The organism is Ancylobacter amanitiformis, from assembly GCF_030814815.1.
Lineage (GTDB): Bacteria > Pseudomonadota > Alphaproteobacteria > Rhizobiales > Xanthobacteraceae > Ancylobacter > Ancylobacter amanitiformis.
Window position 1 is genome coordinate 1 of record NZ_JAUSVR010000022.1, and the last position, 15980, is coordinate 15980.

Genomic DNA, 15980 nt, shown 5'->3' on the forward strand with positions numbered 1-15980 from the left:
CAGAGCCCCGCGCCGGGCCCCCGCCACAAGACCCGCCTCCGGACGGCGAACGCCGAGCACGATATCCGCCCCCGCCACCGCGGCCGCGTTATCGGCGACTACAACCGCCCCCGCCCCCTCATACTCCCCGTCGCCAATCCCCGACGCAACCCCAGCCCCCGACGCGACAACAACCTCCGCGCCAAGACCCACATAACGCTTAACCGTGTCCGCAGACGCAGACACCCGTGGCTCGACGGCAGCCGTCTCCCGCAACACGGACAGACGCATAAGCTTCCTCCCATCAAAGGCCGTTAGCCGGCTGTTCTTCAATTTCGCGGCTCATCGGCCCGCCCGGAAGGCGCCCGCATGCGCGCTCCCGCCACAGATCCATGCCATCCGCGCGTCGCCGACGCCGACCGTCCAGACCCGAGTACAGAGAGCTTCCGCAGTCTGGATCTATTGGTATACAGAATTCCGAATGCCAGCAAGTTGATTCCGCGGCCGGAAGCTATATGAAACAGCCACCGGATGGCGCTCACGTCGTCGCCGGCTGTCAACATGCAGCCATGCGCGTGGGCTAAGCTCGCCGCGCAAGAGTTGCACAAGATAACAACATATTCGAGACCTCGCTCCGCGTTGACGTGAATACGCTGCGCCGCCAGATCCTGACGCTGCGGTGCAGTATATCTCGCATGAGACAGAAACGGGGTTTTCGGTTCATATGAGAACACGCTGACCGGTGCGCCGGCGCGCGTCATCACGGAGGAAACCATGGTTAGCAGGCGGGAACGCGCGACGAAGATCGTGGCGACTCTCGGTCCGGCATCTTCGAGCCCGGACAAGATCAAGGCCCTGTACGAGGCCGGTGTCGACGTGTTCCGGCTCAATTTCAGCCACGGAACGCAGGAAAACCATGGCCGCGTGCTCGGCATCGTGCGGGCGCTGGAGAGCGAGGTCGGCCGGCCGATCGGCGTTCTCGCCGACCTGCAGGGCCCGAAGCTGCGCCTCGGCAAGTTTGTCGACGGCTTCATCAACCTGACCGCCGGCACCACCATCCGCTTCGACGCCGACCCGGCCCCGGGCAACGAGCGGCGCGTGTCGATCCCGCACCCGGAAATTCTCGAGGCGCTGCACGAGGGCTCCACCGTGCTGCTCGACGACGGCAAGGTGCGCGTGCGCGTGGTCAAGACCGGCCCCGGCTATATCGACGCCGAGGTGGTGGCCGGCAACCGGCTCTCCAACAACAAGGGCTTCAACGTCCCCGACGTGCTGCTGCCGGTCTCGGCGCTGACCGACAAGGACCGTTCCGACCTGTTCTTCGCGCTCGACCTCGGCGTCGAGTGGATCGCGCTCTCCTTCGTGCAGCGCCCCGAGGATGTGCTGGAGGCCAAGGAGCTCATCCAGGGCCGCGCGCAGATCAACCTGAAGCTGGAAAAGCCCAAGGCGGTGGAGCATCTCACCCGCCTCACCGAGCTGTCGGACAGCATCATGGTGGCGCGCGGCGATCTCGGCGTCGAACTCTCCCTGCCCGAGATCCCGGCCCTGCAGAAGCGGGTGATCCGCGAATCCCGCCGTCTCGGCAAGCCGGTCATCGTCGCCACGCAGATGCTGGAATCGATGATCAGCGCGCCCGTGCCGACCCGCGCCGAAGTCTCCGACGTCGCCACCGCCGTCTATGACGGCGCCGACGCGGTGATGCTCTCCGCCGAGAGCGCCGCCGGCCAGTACCCGGTCGAGGCGGTGGCGATGATGGACCAGATCATCAAGCAGGTGGAGCGCGATCCGGGCTACCGCGCCATCATGGAATCGCAGCGCCCCTCGGGCGGCCATTCGGTGGCGGATGCGGTGACGCAGGCGGCCTATCAGGCGGCGCTTTCGGTTGATGCCGCCGCCATCGTCACCTACACGCTGTCGGGCACCACCACGCTGCACGCCGCGCGCGAGCGTCCGCGCATCCCGATCATCGGCATTGCCAGCCAGCTCACCACCGCCCGGCGGCTGGTCCTGTCCTATGGCGTGCATGTGGTGCATGCGCCGGAGGAAATCCACACGTTCGGCGAGATGGCGACCAAGGCGACCCACACCACGGTCGAGCACGGTTTTGCCAAGAAGGGCGACCTCATCGCCATCACCGCGGGCGTGCCCTTCGCGACGCCGGGCACCACCAATGTCATGCGGCTCGTGACCATCGACAAGGCGATGCTGTCGCGCAAGCCGCCGGGCGCCAGCAAGGCCGATGCGCCGACCCCGCGCGCCGCCGCCAGCAAGGCCCGCAGCGGCGGGGCGGTGCGCTCCAAGCCGGTGAAGACCACGGCGGAATGAGCGCTCTGCCGCTTGAAACGGAAAGGCCCTCCCCACGGGAGGGCTTTTTCATGTGCGGGGCTGGCGCTCCGGCAGGTTCGCCGCGCCAGCCCCGAGCGGGCGCTGCATCAGCACCGAATCCACCCATCGCCCGAACTTGAAGCCGACATCGCGCAGCAGGCCCGCCTCCGTGAAGCCGTGGCGGCGGTGCAGCGCGATCGAGCCGGCATTGCCGCTATTGCCGATCACCGCGATCATCTGCCGCCAGGGGCCGGCCTCGCAGCGGGCGATGAGGCCGCCCAGCAGCCCACTGCCAATGCCCTGCCCGCCGCGCCCCGGTGCGACATAGACCGAATCCTCCAGCGTGAAGCGATAGGCGGGCCGAGGCCGGTAGGCGGTGGCATAGGCATAGCCGACCACCTCCCCGTCGATCGCCGCCACGAGATAGGGCAGCCCGGCCGCCAGCACCGCCGCGCGCCGCGCCTCCATTTCGTCGGCGGCAGGCGGCACTTCCTCGAAGGAGGCGAGGCCCGTCAGCACATGGTGGGCGTAGATCGCCGCCACGGCCGCCATATCCGCCGCGCACGCATCGCGCAGATGGAGGCGGGGGGCGGCGGCATGGTCGGCGGGGACAGTCATGGGAAGGACAGTCATGGGCGGGGGGACCGTGTTGGGAGGGCATGCGGCGCCGTATGCCGGCTCGACCTGTCGCGCGCGGCCGCAGCGTGTCGCGCGGCGGACCTCTCGACGCGCGGCGCCTACTGCGCCACCGGGGTGGCCTCCGCGCCGCGATAGGGGTCGGCCAGCGCCGCGTCGGGCTGGCTGACCGGCACCTTGCCCGAGGTCAGCGAGGCCAGCTTTTCCGGGCCTCCCCGACGCAGCACGTCGCGGAACATCGGGTGCATGCCGCCGTCCACATAGGGACCGGCCAGTTCGGGATTGACGGAAGCGATGGCGGCGGCTTCTGCGAAATCGGCGACCTCGCGCTGCTGGACGCGCTGGACGATCTCCACGCTGGTGGGTTCCACCGCCGGCTCGGCCGGGCATGGCCCCAGCGGATCGAGCCCCGGCTCGGCCGGGCTGCCGGCGGGGGTGAAGCGATAGCGCCCGCCGCAGGCCGACACGACGGGCGGCTGGCGGGTGAGATTGAAGTAATCCACCCCCTCCTTGAGGTTGCGCCAGAACGCCACATTGGGGTCGTTGCGGTGCGCGGCGAAATTGGCCGGCGTCATGCGGAAGGGCAGCGCCTGCACCGGGAAGCTCTGCTGGCCACCCTTCAACGCCTCGCGCCCCAGCGCGTAAATCTCGGCGACGCCGTTATTGGTCATGGCGTAGCAGCCGGCCGAGGTGCAGGCGCCGTGCACCATCAGCGCGCTGCCGGTGTAGCCGAGCGCGCTTTCCAGCTGGTTGGGATAGCCGAGATTGAAGGAGAGGTAGAATTGCGAGCGCGGGTTCAGCTGCGCGGGGGTGATCGTGTAGAAGCCTTCCGGCGCCTGCCGGTCGCCCTCCCGCGTCTTCGGCCCGAGCTTTCCCGACCAGCGGCACATCGGATAGGTCTTCAGGAGCGCATAGGTGCCGCGACTGGTGCGCTTCCACACCTCCAGCTCGCTCTCCTGCTTGTAGATGCGGATCAGGATCGGATCGGCCGGTGTCATGCCCCTGGCGGTCATCTCCGACACGATCTTGTCGTTGAGCGGCACCGAGCCGCGATCGTCGCCGCGATCGCCCACGCAGCCCGCCAGACCGGCGGACAGCACAAGGGCGGCAAGCAGACCCCATCTGGCCAGCAGCTTCACTACCAATGCCGCGCTCCCGACAGATCGTCACAAGACCGGGCGAGGACCCGGACACGCCACCGGCCCGCTCCCCGGACCGGCACCGCGCGTGATGATGCCCCTGAATTTATGAAGAAAGTGACGCCATCACGGCGAGCCGCGCCGAATCGCCGGTCCTGCGACCAAGGGCGGCATCATGCCGGGACGCTCGATCACGCGACCGTGAACACGTCTAGCGCGCCACCAGGCGCTGCAGCTTGCCGAGCTGGATGTCCGGCGGCTCGTGCATGTCGAGCGTCGAGACGAAGCGGCCGTCGCCACCCATGAGATAGACCAGGGCGGTGTGATCCATCGTGTAGCTGTCGCCGGTCGGGACCTTGCGGGCATAGGCGCGGAAATTGCCGAGCATCCCCGCCACCGCATCCGGCGGGCCGGTCAGCGCGGTGATGCGCGGGTCGAAGGACGAGAGGTAGAGCTTGAGCTGCCCGACCGTGTCGCGCGCGGGATCGACCGTGACGAACAGCACGCGCAGACGGTCGGCGTCGGGACCGAGCGCCGCCATCATCTGGGTAAGCCCGTAAAGCGTGGTGGGGCAGACATCCGGGCAATGGGTGAAGCCGAAGAACACCGCATAAGGCCGGCCCGCGAGATCCCGCTCGCTCACCGCACGCCCGTCCTGATCGGTCAGCGCGAAGGGCCCACCCAGTTCGGCGACATCGCCCACCGGCTGCATGGCCGCCGGCGGACGCGGCCGGTCGCGCTCGACCAGCAGCGCGGCGAAAGCGGCGCCGGCAACCAGAACCAGCCCCCACAGGATCCAACGCAGCCGTTTCACACTCTTCCTCCCGCGCCGATCATGGCGCCCGACGCGGCGTCATCCGCGCCGGTGGGGACGTGCCCCAGGGAAAACCAGCCGTCAATTCACGAAGGCTCGGGTGTCCGCCACCCCCAGGGCCCGCGGCAGGCACGCGCGAGGCCATTGCTGCCACCCGCGCAGGGGTATTAGCTTCTTCCCCCGCTAGCCCGGCTCTCATCCCTGCCCCGCCCGCTGCCCCGCCCTCACCGGAACACCCGCGCCATGCCCGCTCCCGCCGCCCTGCCCCCTCATGCGCGCGTCACCTCGCTGGACGGGCTGCGCGGCGTTGCCGCCTGCGCGGTGGTGGCGTTCCACTTCTTCTATGCCTTCGCGCCCGCGCCCTTCCTCTATGCCGAGCGCCCGCCTTTCGGCCTGTTCCGCACGCCGCTCGCCTTTTTCTGGAACGGCGATTTCGCGGTGGCGGTGTTCTTCGTGCTGTCCGGCTTCGTGCTGGCGGCCTCGGCCCCGCGCAGCCTCGCCGAGGCCCCGGTCATGATTGGCCTGCGCTACCTGCGGCTCGGCGTGCCGGCGCTGATCTCGTCCATGCTCGCCTGGGCCTGGCTCACCGGCTTTCCCGATGCGGCAAGCGGGGCACAGGCGATCAGCGGCAGCCGCTGGTTCCGCTGGACCTACCAGCCGCCGATCCCTCCGTTGTCGCAGGCGATGTGGGAGGGCGGCATCGGCGTCTTCGTCAACGGCACCACGCGCTTCAACAACCCGCTCTGGACCATGCAGGCCGAATTCTTCGGCTCGCTGCTGATCTACGGCTCCTACGCGCTGCTTCGGGGCCGGGTGCGGCCCTGGGCGATGGCGGCCGGGCTTGCCGGCTTCGGCATGGCCGAACTCTATTTTCTCATGGCCTTCTGCGGCGGCGCGCTGATCTACGAGTTGCGCGGGCAACTGGGCGAGCGGCGCCGCGCCGGCGCCCTGCTCGCCGTGGCCGGCCTCGTGCTCGGCGCCACTTTTCCCGCTCCCGCGGCCGGGCCCGACCTTGCCGCGCAGATCCTCGCCCGGCTTGGCGCGGACGGCGTCCGCGAGATCGGCGCCATGTTCCTCGTCGCCGCGGTGCTGATGACGCCGCCGCTGCGCGCCCTGTTCGAGAGCGCGCCGCTGCAGAAGATCGGCGAACTGTCCTTCCCGATCTATCTCGTGCACGTGCCGCTGATCGTGGCGCCGGCCTCGGCGATCTTCGTGGCGCTGAGCCCGCTGTCGCCGCTCGGCCTTGCCGCGCTGTTCGCCGGCACCTGCGCGGCGGCGCTGGCGCTGGCGGTCGTCTTCCTCATGGCGGTGGAGCGGCCGGTGCTGGCCGGGCTGAAGGCGCTGCGCCGGCGGGCGCGCAGCCGTCTCGCCGCATCGTGAGAGGTTACTGGCCCGGCACCGGATAGGCGGAAGCGCCCGGCACCAGCCGGATGGGGTCGCCCACCGCGCCACCGGTCGCGACCGGCGCGTAATTGGTGGTGCCCGGCAGTACCGGCGGCCGGCTGAAGGGCGAGGCCTCGCTCTCCGACTGCACCGCGCGCGAGGGCGCCGGAGTAACCACAGCGCCGGGCTGCACCACGCCGGGTGTCACCGTGGCGCGCGAACTCGGGGCCATCTGGCCCGATGCCGCCGGGCCCGGCACCTGCGGATAGCCATCCGCCGGGTCGACGAGATTGCCCTGGGGATAACCCATGGGCTCCCCCCCCGAATAAACCGGTTCCGCCGGCGGAACGGAACTGCCGTAGCGGCGGGCCGGCCGGGCGCGGGCGGGCGCGGCCTGCGAGCGGTCGGGGCCGAGCCAGCCATCGAGCACCGTGCCATCGCCCGTCAGGCCAGAGGGATAGGCCAGCGGACCGCCGACCTGCCCCAGGCCCTCGGGCTCCCCGACCGGCCGGCCATAGGGCTGCCAGGACTGCGGCAGGAAATAACCATTGATCGAGAAGCGATACATGAGCCGCAGCAGGTCCTGCTCGCTGGCGCCGATCTGGCACATGCGCAGGCGCAGCGCGAGCACCGCGCCCGAGCGTATGAACGCGTACATGGGCGTCTGCGAATTGATGCGCTGCCAGCCATAGATGCACAACTCGCCGTTGCCGGCATTGCCGATGGCGTAGTTGAACGGCCCGTAGCGGTTCTGCACGAAGTAGTTCGAGACATGCATGGCGACGCCGGGCATGCGCTCAAGCATCTCCTCATCAAGCACTTCGTCGTTGAGCCAGTCGTCCCTGCGCAGGTTTTCCGAACCGGTACGCCCCTTCACCGGGCCGAAGAACACCGCATAGATGGCGTTCTGCCCGACGGTGCGGGAATGGGTCTCGAAGACGATCTCCTGCTGCACCGCGTTGAGATAATCGGTCTCCAGCACGGCGAGCACGCGCGGCGCGGCGCCCGGCTCCGGCAGCACGAGCGCCTCCGTGACCGGCACCTGCACCGTGGCCGTCGCGACCTGCGGACTGCCTCGCCACGCCATGGGCGCACAACCCGCCGCCAGTAATCCGACGGAGACGGCAAGACACCCGAGCAGAGGTATTCGCGTGTTCCGCCTAGTCATGAGCCCTTCAAGCGCCGGTGCCGTGGCCGAGCCGACGACCTCCCCGCCTTCAATTCAAGAAAACGTCGCGTGAATCGCAGCGAATCACTTACGCGACCGGACCTTAGCCTGACGCTAACCACGGTGGAATCGATCAATGTGCGACGCACGCACGGGAGGGATAGATTTCCTCAACCTCTAAGGGTTAAGACACCTCAGGAACCATGTCAGAGCGCGGCCAGTGCCCGCAACCGAGGCGGAGAAAGTATGCGCAAGGCATGGGTTGCCGGCTTGTGGGCGATCGCCTCCTTGATCGTGGTCTTCCTCATCACGCTGCCGATCAGCCTTCAGGCGCATCTCATAGCGGGCTGCATCGTCGTGCTGGCGATGATCGCGCTGAAGACGTTCGGCCCGCCGGTGGGCATTTTCCGCATGATCGCGCTGGCGCTCGGCACCGCCATCGTGCTGCGCTATGTCTACTGGCGCACCACCAGCACCCTGCCCCCGATCTCCGAACTGGGCAATTTCACCATCGGCTTCATGCTGTATATCGGCGAGATGTACAGCGTGTTCATGCTGTTCCTCAGCCTGTTCGTGGTGTCCTCGCCGATGCCCGAGCGCAAGGCGCCGCCGATTCCGGAAGGCGAGGTTCCCAAGGTCGACATCTTCGTGCCCTCCTATAACGAGGATCCGGATCTGCTGGCCTCCACCCTGTCGGCGGCGCTGAGCATCGACTATCCCGTCGACCGCTTCACCGTGTGGCTGCTGGATGACGGCGGCACCGACCAGAAATGCGAGCAGGATGACAGCGTCAAGGCGCTGGAAGCCCAGCAACGCCGGGTCGAATTGCAGCGCATCTGCGACGGGCTGGGCTGCCGCTACCTCACGCGCGCGCGCAACGAGCACGCCAAGGCGGGCAATCTCAATAACGGCCTGAAACATTCGGATGGCGACCTGGTCGCGGTATTCGACGCCGACCACGCCCCGACGCGCGATTTCCTCAAGCAGACGGTCGGCTATTTCCTGGAGCAGGAGAACCTGTTCCTGGTGCAGACGCCGCATTTCTTCATCAATCCGGACCCGCTGGAGCGAAACCTCAACACGTTCGATTTCATGCCGTCCGAGAACGAGATGTTCTACGGCATCATCCAGCGTGGCCTCGACAAGTGGGACTCCGCCTTCTTCTGCGGCTCGGCGGCGCTGGTGAACCGCAAGGCGCTGGCCGAGACCAACGGCTTCCAGGGCATCACCATCACGGAGGACGCGGAGACCGCGCTCGAACTGCATTCGCGCGGCTGGCACTCGATCTATGTCGACCGGCCGCTCGTGGCGGGCCTGCAGCCGGAAACCTTTGCCAGCTTCATCGGCCAGCGTTCGCGCTGGGCGCAGGGCATGATGCAGATCCTGCGCTTCCACGTACCCCCGCTCAAGCGCGGCCTCACCCTGCAGCAGCGTCTATGCTACATGTCGAGCACGCTGTTCTGGCTGTTCCCCTATCCGCGGCTGATGTTCCTCATCTCGCCGCTGTTCTACCTGTTCTTCTCGCTGGAAATTTTCAACGCCTCCGGCGCCGAGTTCTTCGCCTATACCACCACCTACATGCTGGTGAACCTGCTGATGCAGAACTACCTCTATGGCCGCTACCGCTGGCCGTGGATTTCCGAACTCTACGAATATATCCAGGCGATCTACCTGTTGCCGGCGCTCATTTCCGTGCTGATCAACCCGAAGAAGCCGACCTTCAACGTGACGGCGAAGGGCGAGACGCTGGACGAAGGGCATGTGTCGGAAATCGGCCGGCCGTTCTTCATCATCTTCGCCGTGCTGATCGTCGCCCTGCTGGTAACAATCTGGCGGCTGCTCACCGAGCCGTTCAATGCCGACGTCATCATCGTGGTCGGCGCGTGGAACCTGCTCAACATTCTCATTGCCGGCTGCGCGCTCGGCGTGGTGTCCGAGCGGCGCAACCGCCGGCGCGCCCACCGCGTCGACCTGATGCGCCGTTGCGATCTCATCATCAACGATGTGTCCTATCCCGCCACCATCGATGACGGCTCGCTCGGTGGGGCGCGGGTGCGGCCCAATGCCAACGTGACCATGCCGGAACTGGACCGCGGCCAGCCGGCACTGCTGCGCTTCAAGCCGCTCGCCGCCAACATCCCGATCGACACGCTGCCCTTCACCATCCGCAACGCCGACCGCGACGCCGACGGCCTGCTGATCGGCGGCGAATTCGCGCCCGACCAGCCGTTGCACTACCGGCTGATTTCCGACCTCATCTTCGCCAATTCCGACCAGTGGAAGAAATTCCAGGAATCGCGCCGCAAGAATCCGGGCGTTCTGCGCGGCACGGTCTTTTTCATTCGCGTGTCGCTCTTCCAGACCGGACGCGGCCTGTCCTATCTGGTGCAGTTGCACAAGCTGTGGCGCGAGCGCCACCGGCGGGCGCTTCTCGAACCGGCCAAACGCGGATGAAGACGTTGCGCGCCATCTCCTCGCTCGCCGCGATCGGCCTGCTCGCCGCCCTCGCCGGCGCCGCCTCCGCCCAGCAGGGCGGCTCGGCCGGCCAGGGCACCGGCTTTTCCATGACGCCGCCCCTGCCCGGCTATGGCGGCAAGGCGCCGGCCGCGCCGCCCACCTCGGTGCCGATGACACTGCCGCAGCCCTCCACGGGCGCTGGCGGGGGCGGCGGCCCTGCCGTGCCCGGTGGCCAGGCGCCGGGATCGGCGGCCGGCCCGGCCTTTCCCCCGCCGGCCTCCGCCCCGCCAGCCTCCGCCCGCAGCGGCGAGAGCCTGCCCGCCACCGGCCTTGGCGTGCCCGGCGAGGCCGGTGCCCCGGCGCCGAGCGCCGCGCCGTTCCAGATGGTGCCCGGCCAGCCCGCCCCGCGCGTCGCGCCCACCCCCGCCGCGAGCGCGCCGGCACTGCCGCAGCGGCCCGATCGCTTCATCGTGCCCCAGCCCCGCATGATCTTCGCCGGCGAAGTCGCCTCGCGCGCCTGGGTCGTCAATGTGACGGAGGAAGAGGCGGCGCGGCAGGTGACGTTCCTGCTGAGCTATCTCAACGCCGTGGTGGTGATGCCGGAGACCTCGCGCATCCGCGTCGCGCTCAATGGCCAGACCCTCATCGAGACGCCCATCGCCTCCTCGCAGACCCCCGCGCATATCGCCGTGCCGATCCAGCGTGGCACGCTGCGGGCCGGCGCCAACATGATCCGCATCGACGTGGTGCAGCGCCACCGCACCGACTGCGCCGTGAGCGCCACCTACGAATTGTGGACCGAGCTCAACAATGCCGGCACCGGGCTCGCCTTCGCCGGTGGCCGACCGCCCCTCACCGGCGGGCTCGACGATTTGCCGTCGGTCGGCTTCGACGACAAGGGCGTCACCACGATCCGCGTCCTTACCCCCGGGCCCATCGAGGGCGGCGGCACGGCGCGGGTGCTGCGCGTCGTGCAGGGCCTGTCGGTGCGCGGGCAATATCCCAATCCGGCGGTAGTGGCGGCCGAGGGCGCGCAGGGCCCCACCCCGCCGGGCGCGCTCACGGTCGTCATCGGCACAGCCTCCGAACTGCCCCGCCTCATGGCAACGGTGCCGCCCGACGCGCGCCAGCGGCCTGTCACCACCTTCCTGGAAGATGACCGCCTGGGTGCCCCGGTGCTGGTCATTTCCGGCCCGACGCCGGCCGATGTCGACCGGGCGATCGACCGGCTGAACAGCATCAACATTCCCCAGACCGATGCCCTCAGCACCCAGACGCGCTTCGCGCCCAACACGCCGCTCTTCAACGGCGAGCGCAGCCTGCGCCTCTCCGAGCTGGGCGTCAGCACGCAGGAATTCTCCGGCCGCCGCTTCCGTTCCGAGTTCCAGATCGCGCTGCCGCCGGACTTCTATGCCGAGGCCTATGGCAATGCCACGCTGTTCCTCGATGCGGCCTTCACCGCCGCGGTGCGGCCCGGCAGCCATGTCGACGTCTATGTGAACCAGCAGATCGCCTCCACCCTGCCGATCACCACGCGCGGGGGCGGGCTGTTCCAGCACGACCCGATATTCATCCCGCTGCGCAATTTCCGGCCCGGCATCAATCGGCTGTGGCTGGAAGTGGTGCTGGACACCGAGGCGGATGCGCGCTGCCTGCCCGGCGCCACGCTGCCGGCCGACAACCGCTTCGTCCTGTTTGATTCATCGGAATTCGCCATGGCGAATTTCGCCCGTATCGGACGCATGCCCGACCTCGCCGCTTTCAGCGCCACCGCCTTCCCCTATAATCTCGATGGCAGCCCGATCGCGGTCGTGCTGGCCCGGCAGGATTCCTCCACCCTGTCGGCGGCCTCGACGCTGATGAGTCGGCTGGCGCTTTCCAATGGCGCGCCGCTGCCGATCGACGCTTCCCCGGCCTCGGTCACGCTCGGCGAGCGCAACGCCATCTTCGTGGGCGGCATCGACCACATTGCCGGCAGCGTTCTGGAGCAGGTGGGCATTGCCGGCTCCACCCGCGCCAACTGGGTGGTCTCGGCGGGCGATGACGGGCGCCTGTCGGAATCCCCGGCGGGCGAGAATTACGACAACGTGCTGGAGCGCTTCCGCAACCGGCAGCAGGGCGAGGGATCGCCCATGGCCAGCGAGCAGGCCAATCCGCAGAACACGCCGCAGATCTATGAGCGCTGGCGCGACAGCGTGCAGGGGCGCGGCGGCATCTACGCGGTGGTCGACAATTTCGAGGCGTGGCTGAAGAGCACCTTCTCCATCAGCTTCGACTCGCTGCGTATCCAGGAAGGCCGCCGTGCGCTGTATGAGCCGCCGCCGCGCACCTCGCTGGTCATGGCGCAGGGCAACAGCACCAACGGCGCCCAGGCCTGGACCCTGGTGACGGGGCGCACGCCGGAAACGCTGGCCGCCTCCATGGTCCGCTTCACCGCGGACAGCGCGTGGAACCGCATCGGCGGCCAGGCCGTGGCCTTCCAGAACTCCACCGGCGAGCTTGAGCGCCACGATGTCGGCGGCTTCCGCTTCATCGTGACGGAACCGCTCTCCTTCGCCAATTTCCGCATGATCGCCGCGAACTGGCTCTCGACCAACATCGTGCCCTATGCGCTGATGCTGCTGGTTGCCGGGACCGTGCTCGGCATCGCCACCGCCTTCCTGCTGCGACGACTTGGGCGCCCCACATGATCAAGCTCCTCGTAGCCGGCATCGTTGTGCTCGCATGCGGGGTGCTTCCATTGAGAGCGCAGACAGCCACCACGCTGCCCGCCGAGGCATGGCGCGCCTATATGGCGCATTTCATCGACGACAACGGACGCGTCGTCGACACGGCCAATGGCGGGATCAGCCATAGCGAGGGGCAAGGTTACGGCATGCTTCTGGCCTATTTGGCTGGTGACAGAAGCAATTTTGAACGCATATGGAGCTTCACGCGGACGGAGTTGCTGATTCGCGACGATGGACTTGCTGCATGGCGCTGGGACCCGAACTCGAAACCCCACGTCACCGATATAAATGCGGCGAGCGACGGCGATCTGCTCATCGCCTATTCACTGGCGAGGGCAGGAAGATCATGGGGCATTGCCAGCTATGTGGACAGCGCGCAGAAGATCGCGCGGGCCATCGGAGCCAAGCTGGTGCTGCGCAGCGGCGACCGGTTGCTCCTGCTGCCCGGCGCTTCGGGCTTCAGCGCGGCGGACCGGCCGGACGGCCCGATCCTGAACCTGTCCTACTGGATCTTCGAGACCTTTCCGGTCATGAAGCAGCTGGCGCCGGAGAGCGACTGGGACGGCGTCGCGAAGACGGGGCTGGAATTGCTCCGCATCGCGCAGCTGGGCCCGGCGCGGCTGCCGCCGGACTGGATCGCCGCGCCCAGCAAGGGGCCGGTGACGGTGGCGGACGGGTTCCCCCCGGTCTTCGGTTACAATTCATTAAGGATATCGCTTTACCTGTTACGGGCCGGTATCGCCGACGCGGAACTGCAGGATTCGTTCCGGCAAAGCTGGCTGGTCGAGAATGGGGGGGCGCCATCCGTCGTCGAGATCGCCACGGGACGCGTGCTGACGCGGCTGACGGAGCCCGGCTACCGGATGCTCGGCGCCGTGCTGGCCTGTGCTCTCGACGCGACACGCATTCCTGACGATCTGCGTCGGTTCGAGCCCACGCTCTACTACCCCTCGACGTTGTACTTGCTGGCTTGGGCTTTGGTCGCGGAGCGATATCCGAGATGTCTTTGAAGAGAGCCGCCCTGCTGATCGTGCTGGGGGGCGCCGTCCTCCCCGCCATCGCGCAGCAGGTCGAGCTCCCGGGCGGCTCCGGCAGCCGCAGCGCCTCGGACAATGGCGGCTCGCGCCAGAAGGTCGACGAGACGGCGCTGCGCTATTTCGCCTCGCAGGGCGACACGCGCCGCCTGGATGCGGAAATCGCCCGCCTGCGCGCCCTCTATCCCGAATGGTCGCCGCCCGCCGACCTGTTCGGCCCGCAGACCGACATCGAGCTGGAACGGCTGTGGAAGCTCTATGCCGAGGGCAAGTATAGCGACGTGCGCGGCGCCATCGCCACGCGGCAGGCGGCGGATTCGTCGTGGGACCCGCCGGCCGACCTGATCGCCCGGCTGAACGAGGCGGAAACTCGCCAGCGGCTCGTCAACGCCTCCGACGCCCAGCAATGGTCCACCGTGCTGCGCCTCGCCACCGAGACGCCGGGCGTGCTGACCTGCACCAATGTCGACATCCTGTGGCGCGTCGCCGAGGCGTTCGCCAAGACCAACCAGATCCCGCGCGCGCTCGACGCCTATACCTATGTGCTGACCAACTGCAATGACGCGGGCGAGCGCCTTGCCACCATGCAGAAGGCGATCCCGCTGCTGAGCGACGACCAGATCGCCAATCTGATGAAGTTCGAGCGCAAGGACGCCGAGGGCAAGCCGGAATTCGCCCTGTTGCGCGACGACCTCATCCGCCGCCGCATGGGCCGCGCCGCCGAGAACCCGGAATATTCCGTTCCCGACGCCGACATCAAGCGGATGGAGGAGCTGGCGCGGCAGGGCAGCAGCGCGGGCGACCCGCTCCTGCTCGGCTGGTACCTGTTCCGCCACGACGACGCCCGGCGCGCGCTCGAATGGTTCAAGCTCGCGCTCGACCGCAAGGGCGGCTCGAAGGCGGCGGAAGGCTATGTTCTGGCGCTCAACGCGCTCGGGCGCGCGCTGGAAGCGGAGCCGATCGCCTATGAATGGCGCGACTCGGCACCCGAGAACAACAAGGCCTATCTCGACGTCGTCATCAGCCTGCTCACCGCCGATCCCGCGCCGGTGCTCGACGCGCTGGTGCTGACGCGGTTCAGCCCGGTCGTGATCCGCGACAAATACGTTCCCGGCGCGCAGGCGCTCGGCTGGTATGCCTACAATACCGGGCAGATCGTCACCGCCCAGTCGTGGTTCGAGACCGCGCTGAACTGGGATCCCAATGACGAGCCCTCGGCCTATGGCCTGTCCCTCGCCTATTGGCGCCTCGGCGACCGGGCCCGCCTCGCCGCCATGGTGCAGAGCTGGGGCTCGCGCTCCGAGCGCATTCTGGCGCTGGTCGACCCCAATGTGCGGGCGCGGCTGGAGGCGCGCAACGGACAGGCGCCGGTGCGCACCACCAATCCGCTGATCGCCGCCGCCGCCCGGCTGACGCCGACCCCGACGCTGCAGCCCCCGCCCTTGGGCGTGCCCACCACCAGCGCCGTCCGCGGCGTCGGCGGGGCGGGCGCCGGGTTCCAGCCCATCCCCACGGCGGGCGCGCTGGCCTATACGCCGGCATCCGCCCCGGCGACCGGCTTCGCCCCGATCCCGACGGCGGCGATGCAAGCGACGCCTCAGTCCGTCAGCCCGCAGGCAGCGATGCCGCAGGCGGTCACGCCGCAGGTCGCGGCCGACCGCGCCTATGCCGCCGCGCCGGCGGCGCGCTATGAGGCCGCGCCCGCGCCGCGGCGCAGCGCCGCCCGCTCGACGCCCCGCGCCGCCGGTGCGGTGGCGGAATCGCCGCGCGGCGGCAGCGCCGCGGCGGCGCTGGCGCGCGGCTGGAAGCTGATGGATCTGAACCGGCCGATCGAGGCAGTGACGGCTTTCGACTATGCCATCCAGTACGGCACGGGGCGCACCGCCGAGGACGCCGCCTATGGCAAGTCGCTCGCCTATATGCGCAAGGGCATGACCAATGCCGCCAGCGTGGCCGCCCTTGAAGCGCCGCAGAGCCCGCGCCGGGCGCTCCAGCTCAATGCCGACCTGCTGACCCAGCGGGCCTTCGAATTCTACAAGGACGGGCGCTATGTCGAGGCGCTGGTCGCGCTGGACGAGCGCGCCCGCCTCGGTCCCGAGCAGCAGGACCTGATGCTGATGCGCGCGTGGTGCTACTACCACATCCGCGACTTCCAGTCGGCGAACCGCATCTTCAAGGCGCTCGCCGCGCAGGGCAACAAGGAAGCGACCAACGGCGTGATGACCATTCTGGGGGCCACCCGCCAGATGCGCGACAATTACTGAGCGCCGCCGCCACCCCGCATGAAAAAGGCCGGCTCCCGTGGGGCCGGCCTTT

Annotated in this window: 10 protein-coding genes and 1 pseudogene; 6 read left to right on the plus strand and 5 right to left on the minus strand. The window is 68.5% G+C overall.

What is annotated here, in order from left to right; all coding sequences use genetic code 11:
- Window positions 1–270 (minus strand): annotated as a pseudogene (locus tag QOZ99_RS19955) (NAD(P)(+) transhydrogenase (Re/Si-specific) subunit alpha); the annotation flags it as partial.
- A gap of 483 nt (window positions 271–753) precedes the next feature.
- On the opposite strand from QOZ99_RS19955, the gene pyk reads away from it, so the two are divergent.
- Window positions 754–2304: a pyruvate kinase gene (pyk, locus tag QOZ99_RS19960; RefSeq protein WP_306891751.1), complete on the plus strand. Its 1551-nt coding sequence runs from the start codon at window positions 754–756 to the stop codon at window positions 2302–2304.
- Window positions 2305–2352: 48 nt separating this feature from the next.
- Here pyk and QOZ99_RS19965 read toward each other — a convergent pair whose 3' ends face one another.
- The 3 genes from QOZ99_RS19965 to QOZ99_RS19975 form a co-directional block, all read right to left on the minus strand.
- A complete protein-coding gene (locus QOZ99_RS19965) occupies window positions 2353–2922 on the minus strand; it encodes a GNAT family N-acetyltransferase (RefSeq protein WP_306891752.1) in 570 nt (189 codons plus the stop codon).
- Between the two features lie 119 nt (window positions 2923–3041).
- Window positions 3042–4085: a L,D-transpeptidase family protein gene (locus QOZ99_RS19970; RefSeq protein WP_306891753.1), complete on the minus strand. Its 1044-nt coding sequence runs from the start codon at window positions 4083–4085 to the stop codon at window positions 3042–3044.
- A gap of 205 nt (window positions 4086–4290) precedes the next feature.
- The gene (locus tag QOZ99_RS19975; protein ID WP_370876899.1) at window positions 4291–4893 is read right to left on the minus strand and encodes an SCO family protein; all 603 of its coding nucleotides are present in this window, start codon (window positions 4891–4893) and stop codon (window positions 4291–4293) included.
- Between the two features lie 243 nt (window positions 4894–5136).
- On the opposite strand from QOZ99_RS19975, the gene QOZ99_RS19980 reads away from it, so the two are divergent.
- On the plus strand, window positions 5137–6273 hold the full coding sequence (locus QOZ99_RS19980; RefSeq protein ID WP_306891754.1) for an acyltransferase family protein: 1137 nt from the start codon (window positions 5137–5139) through the stop codon (window positions 6271–6273).
- Between the two features lie 4 nt (window positions 6274–6277).
- Here QOZ99_RS19980 and bcsN read toward each other — a convergent pair whose 3' ends face one another.
- Window positions 6278–7363 (minus strand): cellulose biosynthesis protein BcsN, encoded by a 1086-nt coding sequence (gene bcsN / locus QOZ99_RS19985; protein WP_306891755.1) that lies wholly within the window; start codon window positions 7361–7363, stop codon window positions 6278–6280.
- A gap of 327 nt (window positions 7364–7690) precedes the next feature.
- Between bcsN and bcsA the strand changes: the two genes are divergently transcribed.
- From bcsA to QOZ99_RS20005, 4 genes are read left to right on the plus strand one after another with little or no spacing between them, the layout of a single operon-like run.
- Window positions 7691–9898: a UDP-forming cellulose synthase catalytic subunit gene (gene bcsA / locus QOZ99_RS19990; protein WP_306891756.1), complete on the plus strand. Its 2208-nt coding sequence runs from the start codon at window positions 7691–7693 to the stop codon at window positions 9896–9898.
- Window positions 9895–12591, plus strand: coding sequence for a cellulose biosynthesis cyclic di-GMP-binding regulatory protein BcsB (locus QOZ99_RS19995; protein WP_306891757.1), 2697 nt, complete (start codon window positions 9895–9897; stop codon window positions 12589–12591). The genes bcsA and QOZ99_RS19995 overlap by 4 nt, the downstream gene beginning before the upstream one ends.
- Entirely contained in the window at window positions 12588–13640 is a 1053-nt protein-coding gene (locus QOZ99_RS20000; protein WP_306891758.1) for a family 8 glycosyl hydrolase, read from the plus strand. The genes QOZ99_RS19995 and QOZ99_RS20000 overlap by 4 nt, the downstream gene beginning before the upstream one ends.
- A complete protein-coding gene (locus tag QOZ99_RS20005; RefSeq protein WP_306891759.1) occupies window positions 13631–15928 on the plus strand; it encodes a tetratricopeptide repeat protein in 2298 nt (765 codons plus the stop codon). The genes QOZ99_RS20000 and QOZ99_RS20005 overlap by 10 nt, the downstream gene beginning before the upstream one ends.
- Window positions 15929–15980 lie beyond the last annotated feature (52 nt).

Bases quoted from the DNA above. Each gene is read 5' to 3' on its own strand.
- QOZ99_RS19965 (WP_306891752.1), bottom strand. From the start codon at position 2,922: ATGACTGTCCCCGCCGACCATGCCGCCGCCCCCCGCCTCCATCTGCGC.
- QOZ99_RS20005 (WP_306891759.1), top strand. From the start codon at position 13,631: ATGTCTTTGAAGAGAGCCGCCCTGCTGATCGTGCTGGGGGGCGCCGTC.
- QOZ99_RS19995 (WP_306891757.1), top strand. From the start codon at position 9,895: ATGAAGACGTTGCGCGCCATCTCCTCGCTCGCCGCGATCGGCCTGCTC.
- QOZ99_RS19980 (WP_306891754.1), top strand. From the start codon at position 5,137: ATGCCCGCTCCCGCCGCCCTGCCCCCTCATGCGCGCGTCACCTCGCTG.
- QOZ99_RS20000 (WP_306891758.1), top strand. From the start codon at position 12,588: ATGATCAAGCTCCTCGTAGCCGGCATCGTTGTGCTCGCATGCGGGGTG.
- bcsN (WP_306891755.1), bottom strand. From the start codon at position 7,363: ATGGCGTGGCGAGGCAGTCCGCAGGTCGCGACGGCCACGGTGCAGGTG.
- pyk (WP_306891751.1), top strand. From the start codon at position 754: ATGGTTAGCAGGCGGGAACGCGCGACGAAGATCGTGGCGACTCTCGGT.
- bcsA (WP_306891756.1), top strand. From the start codon at position 7,691: ATGCGCAAGGCATGGGTTGCCGGCTTGTGGGCGATCGCCTCCTTGATC.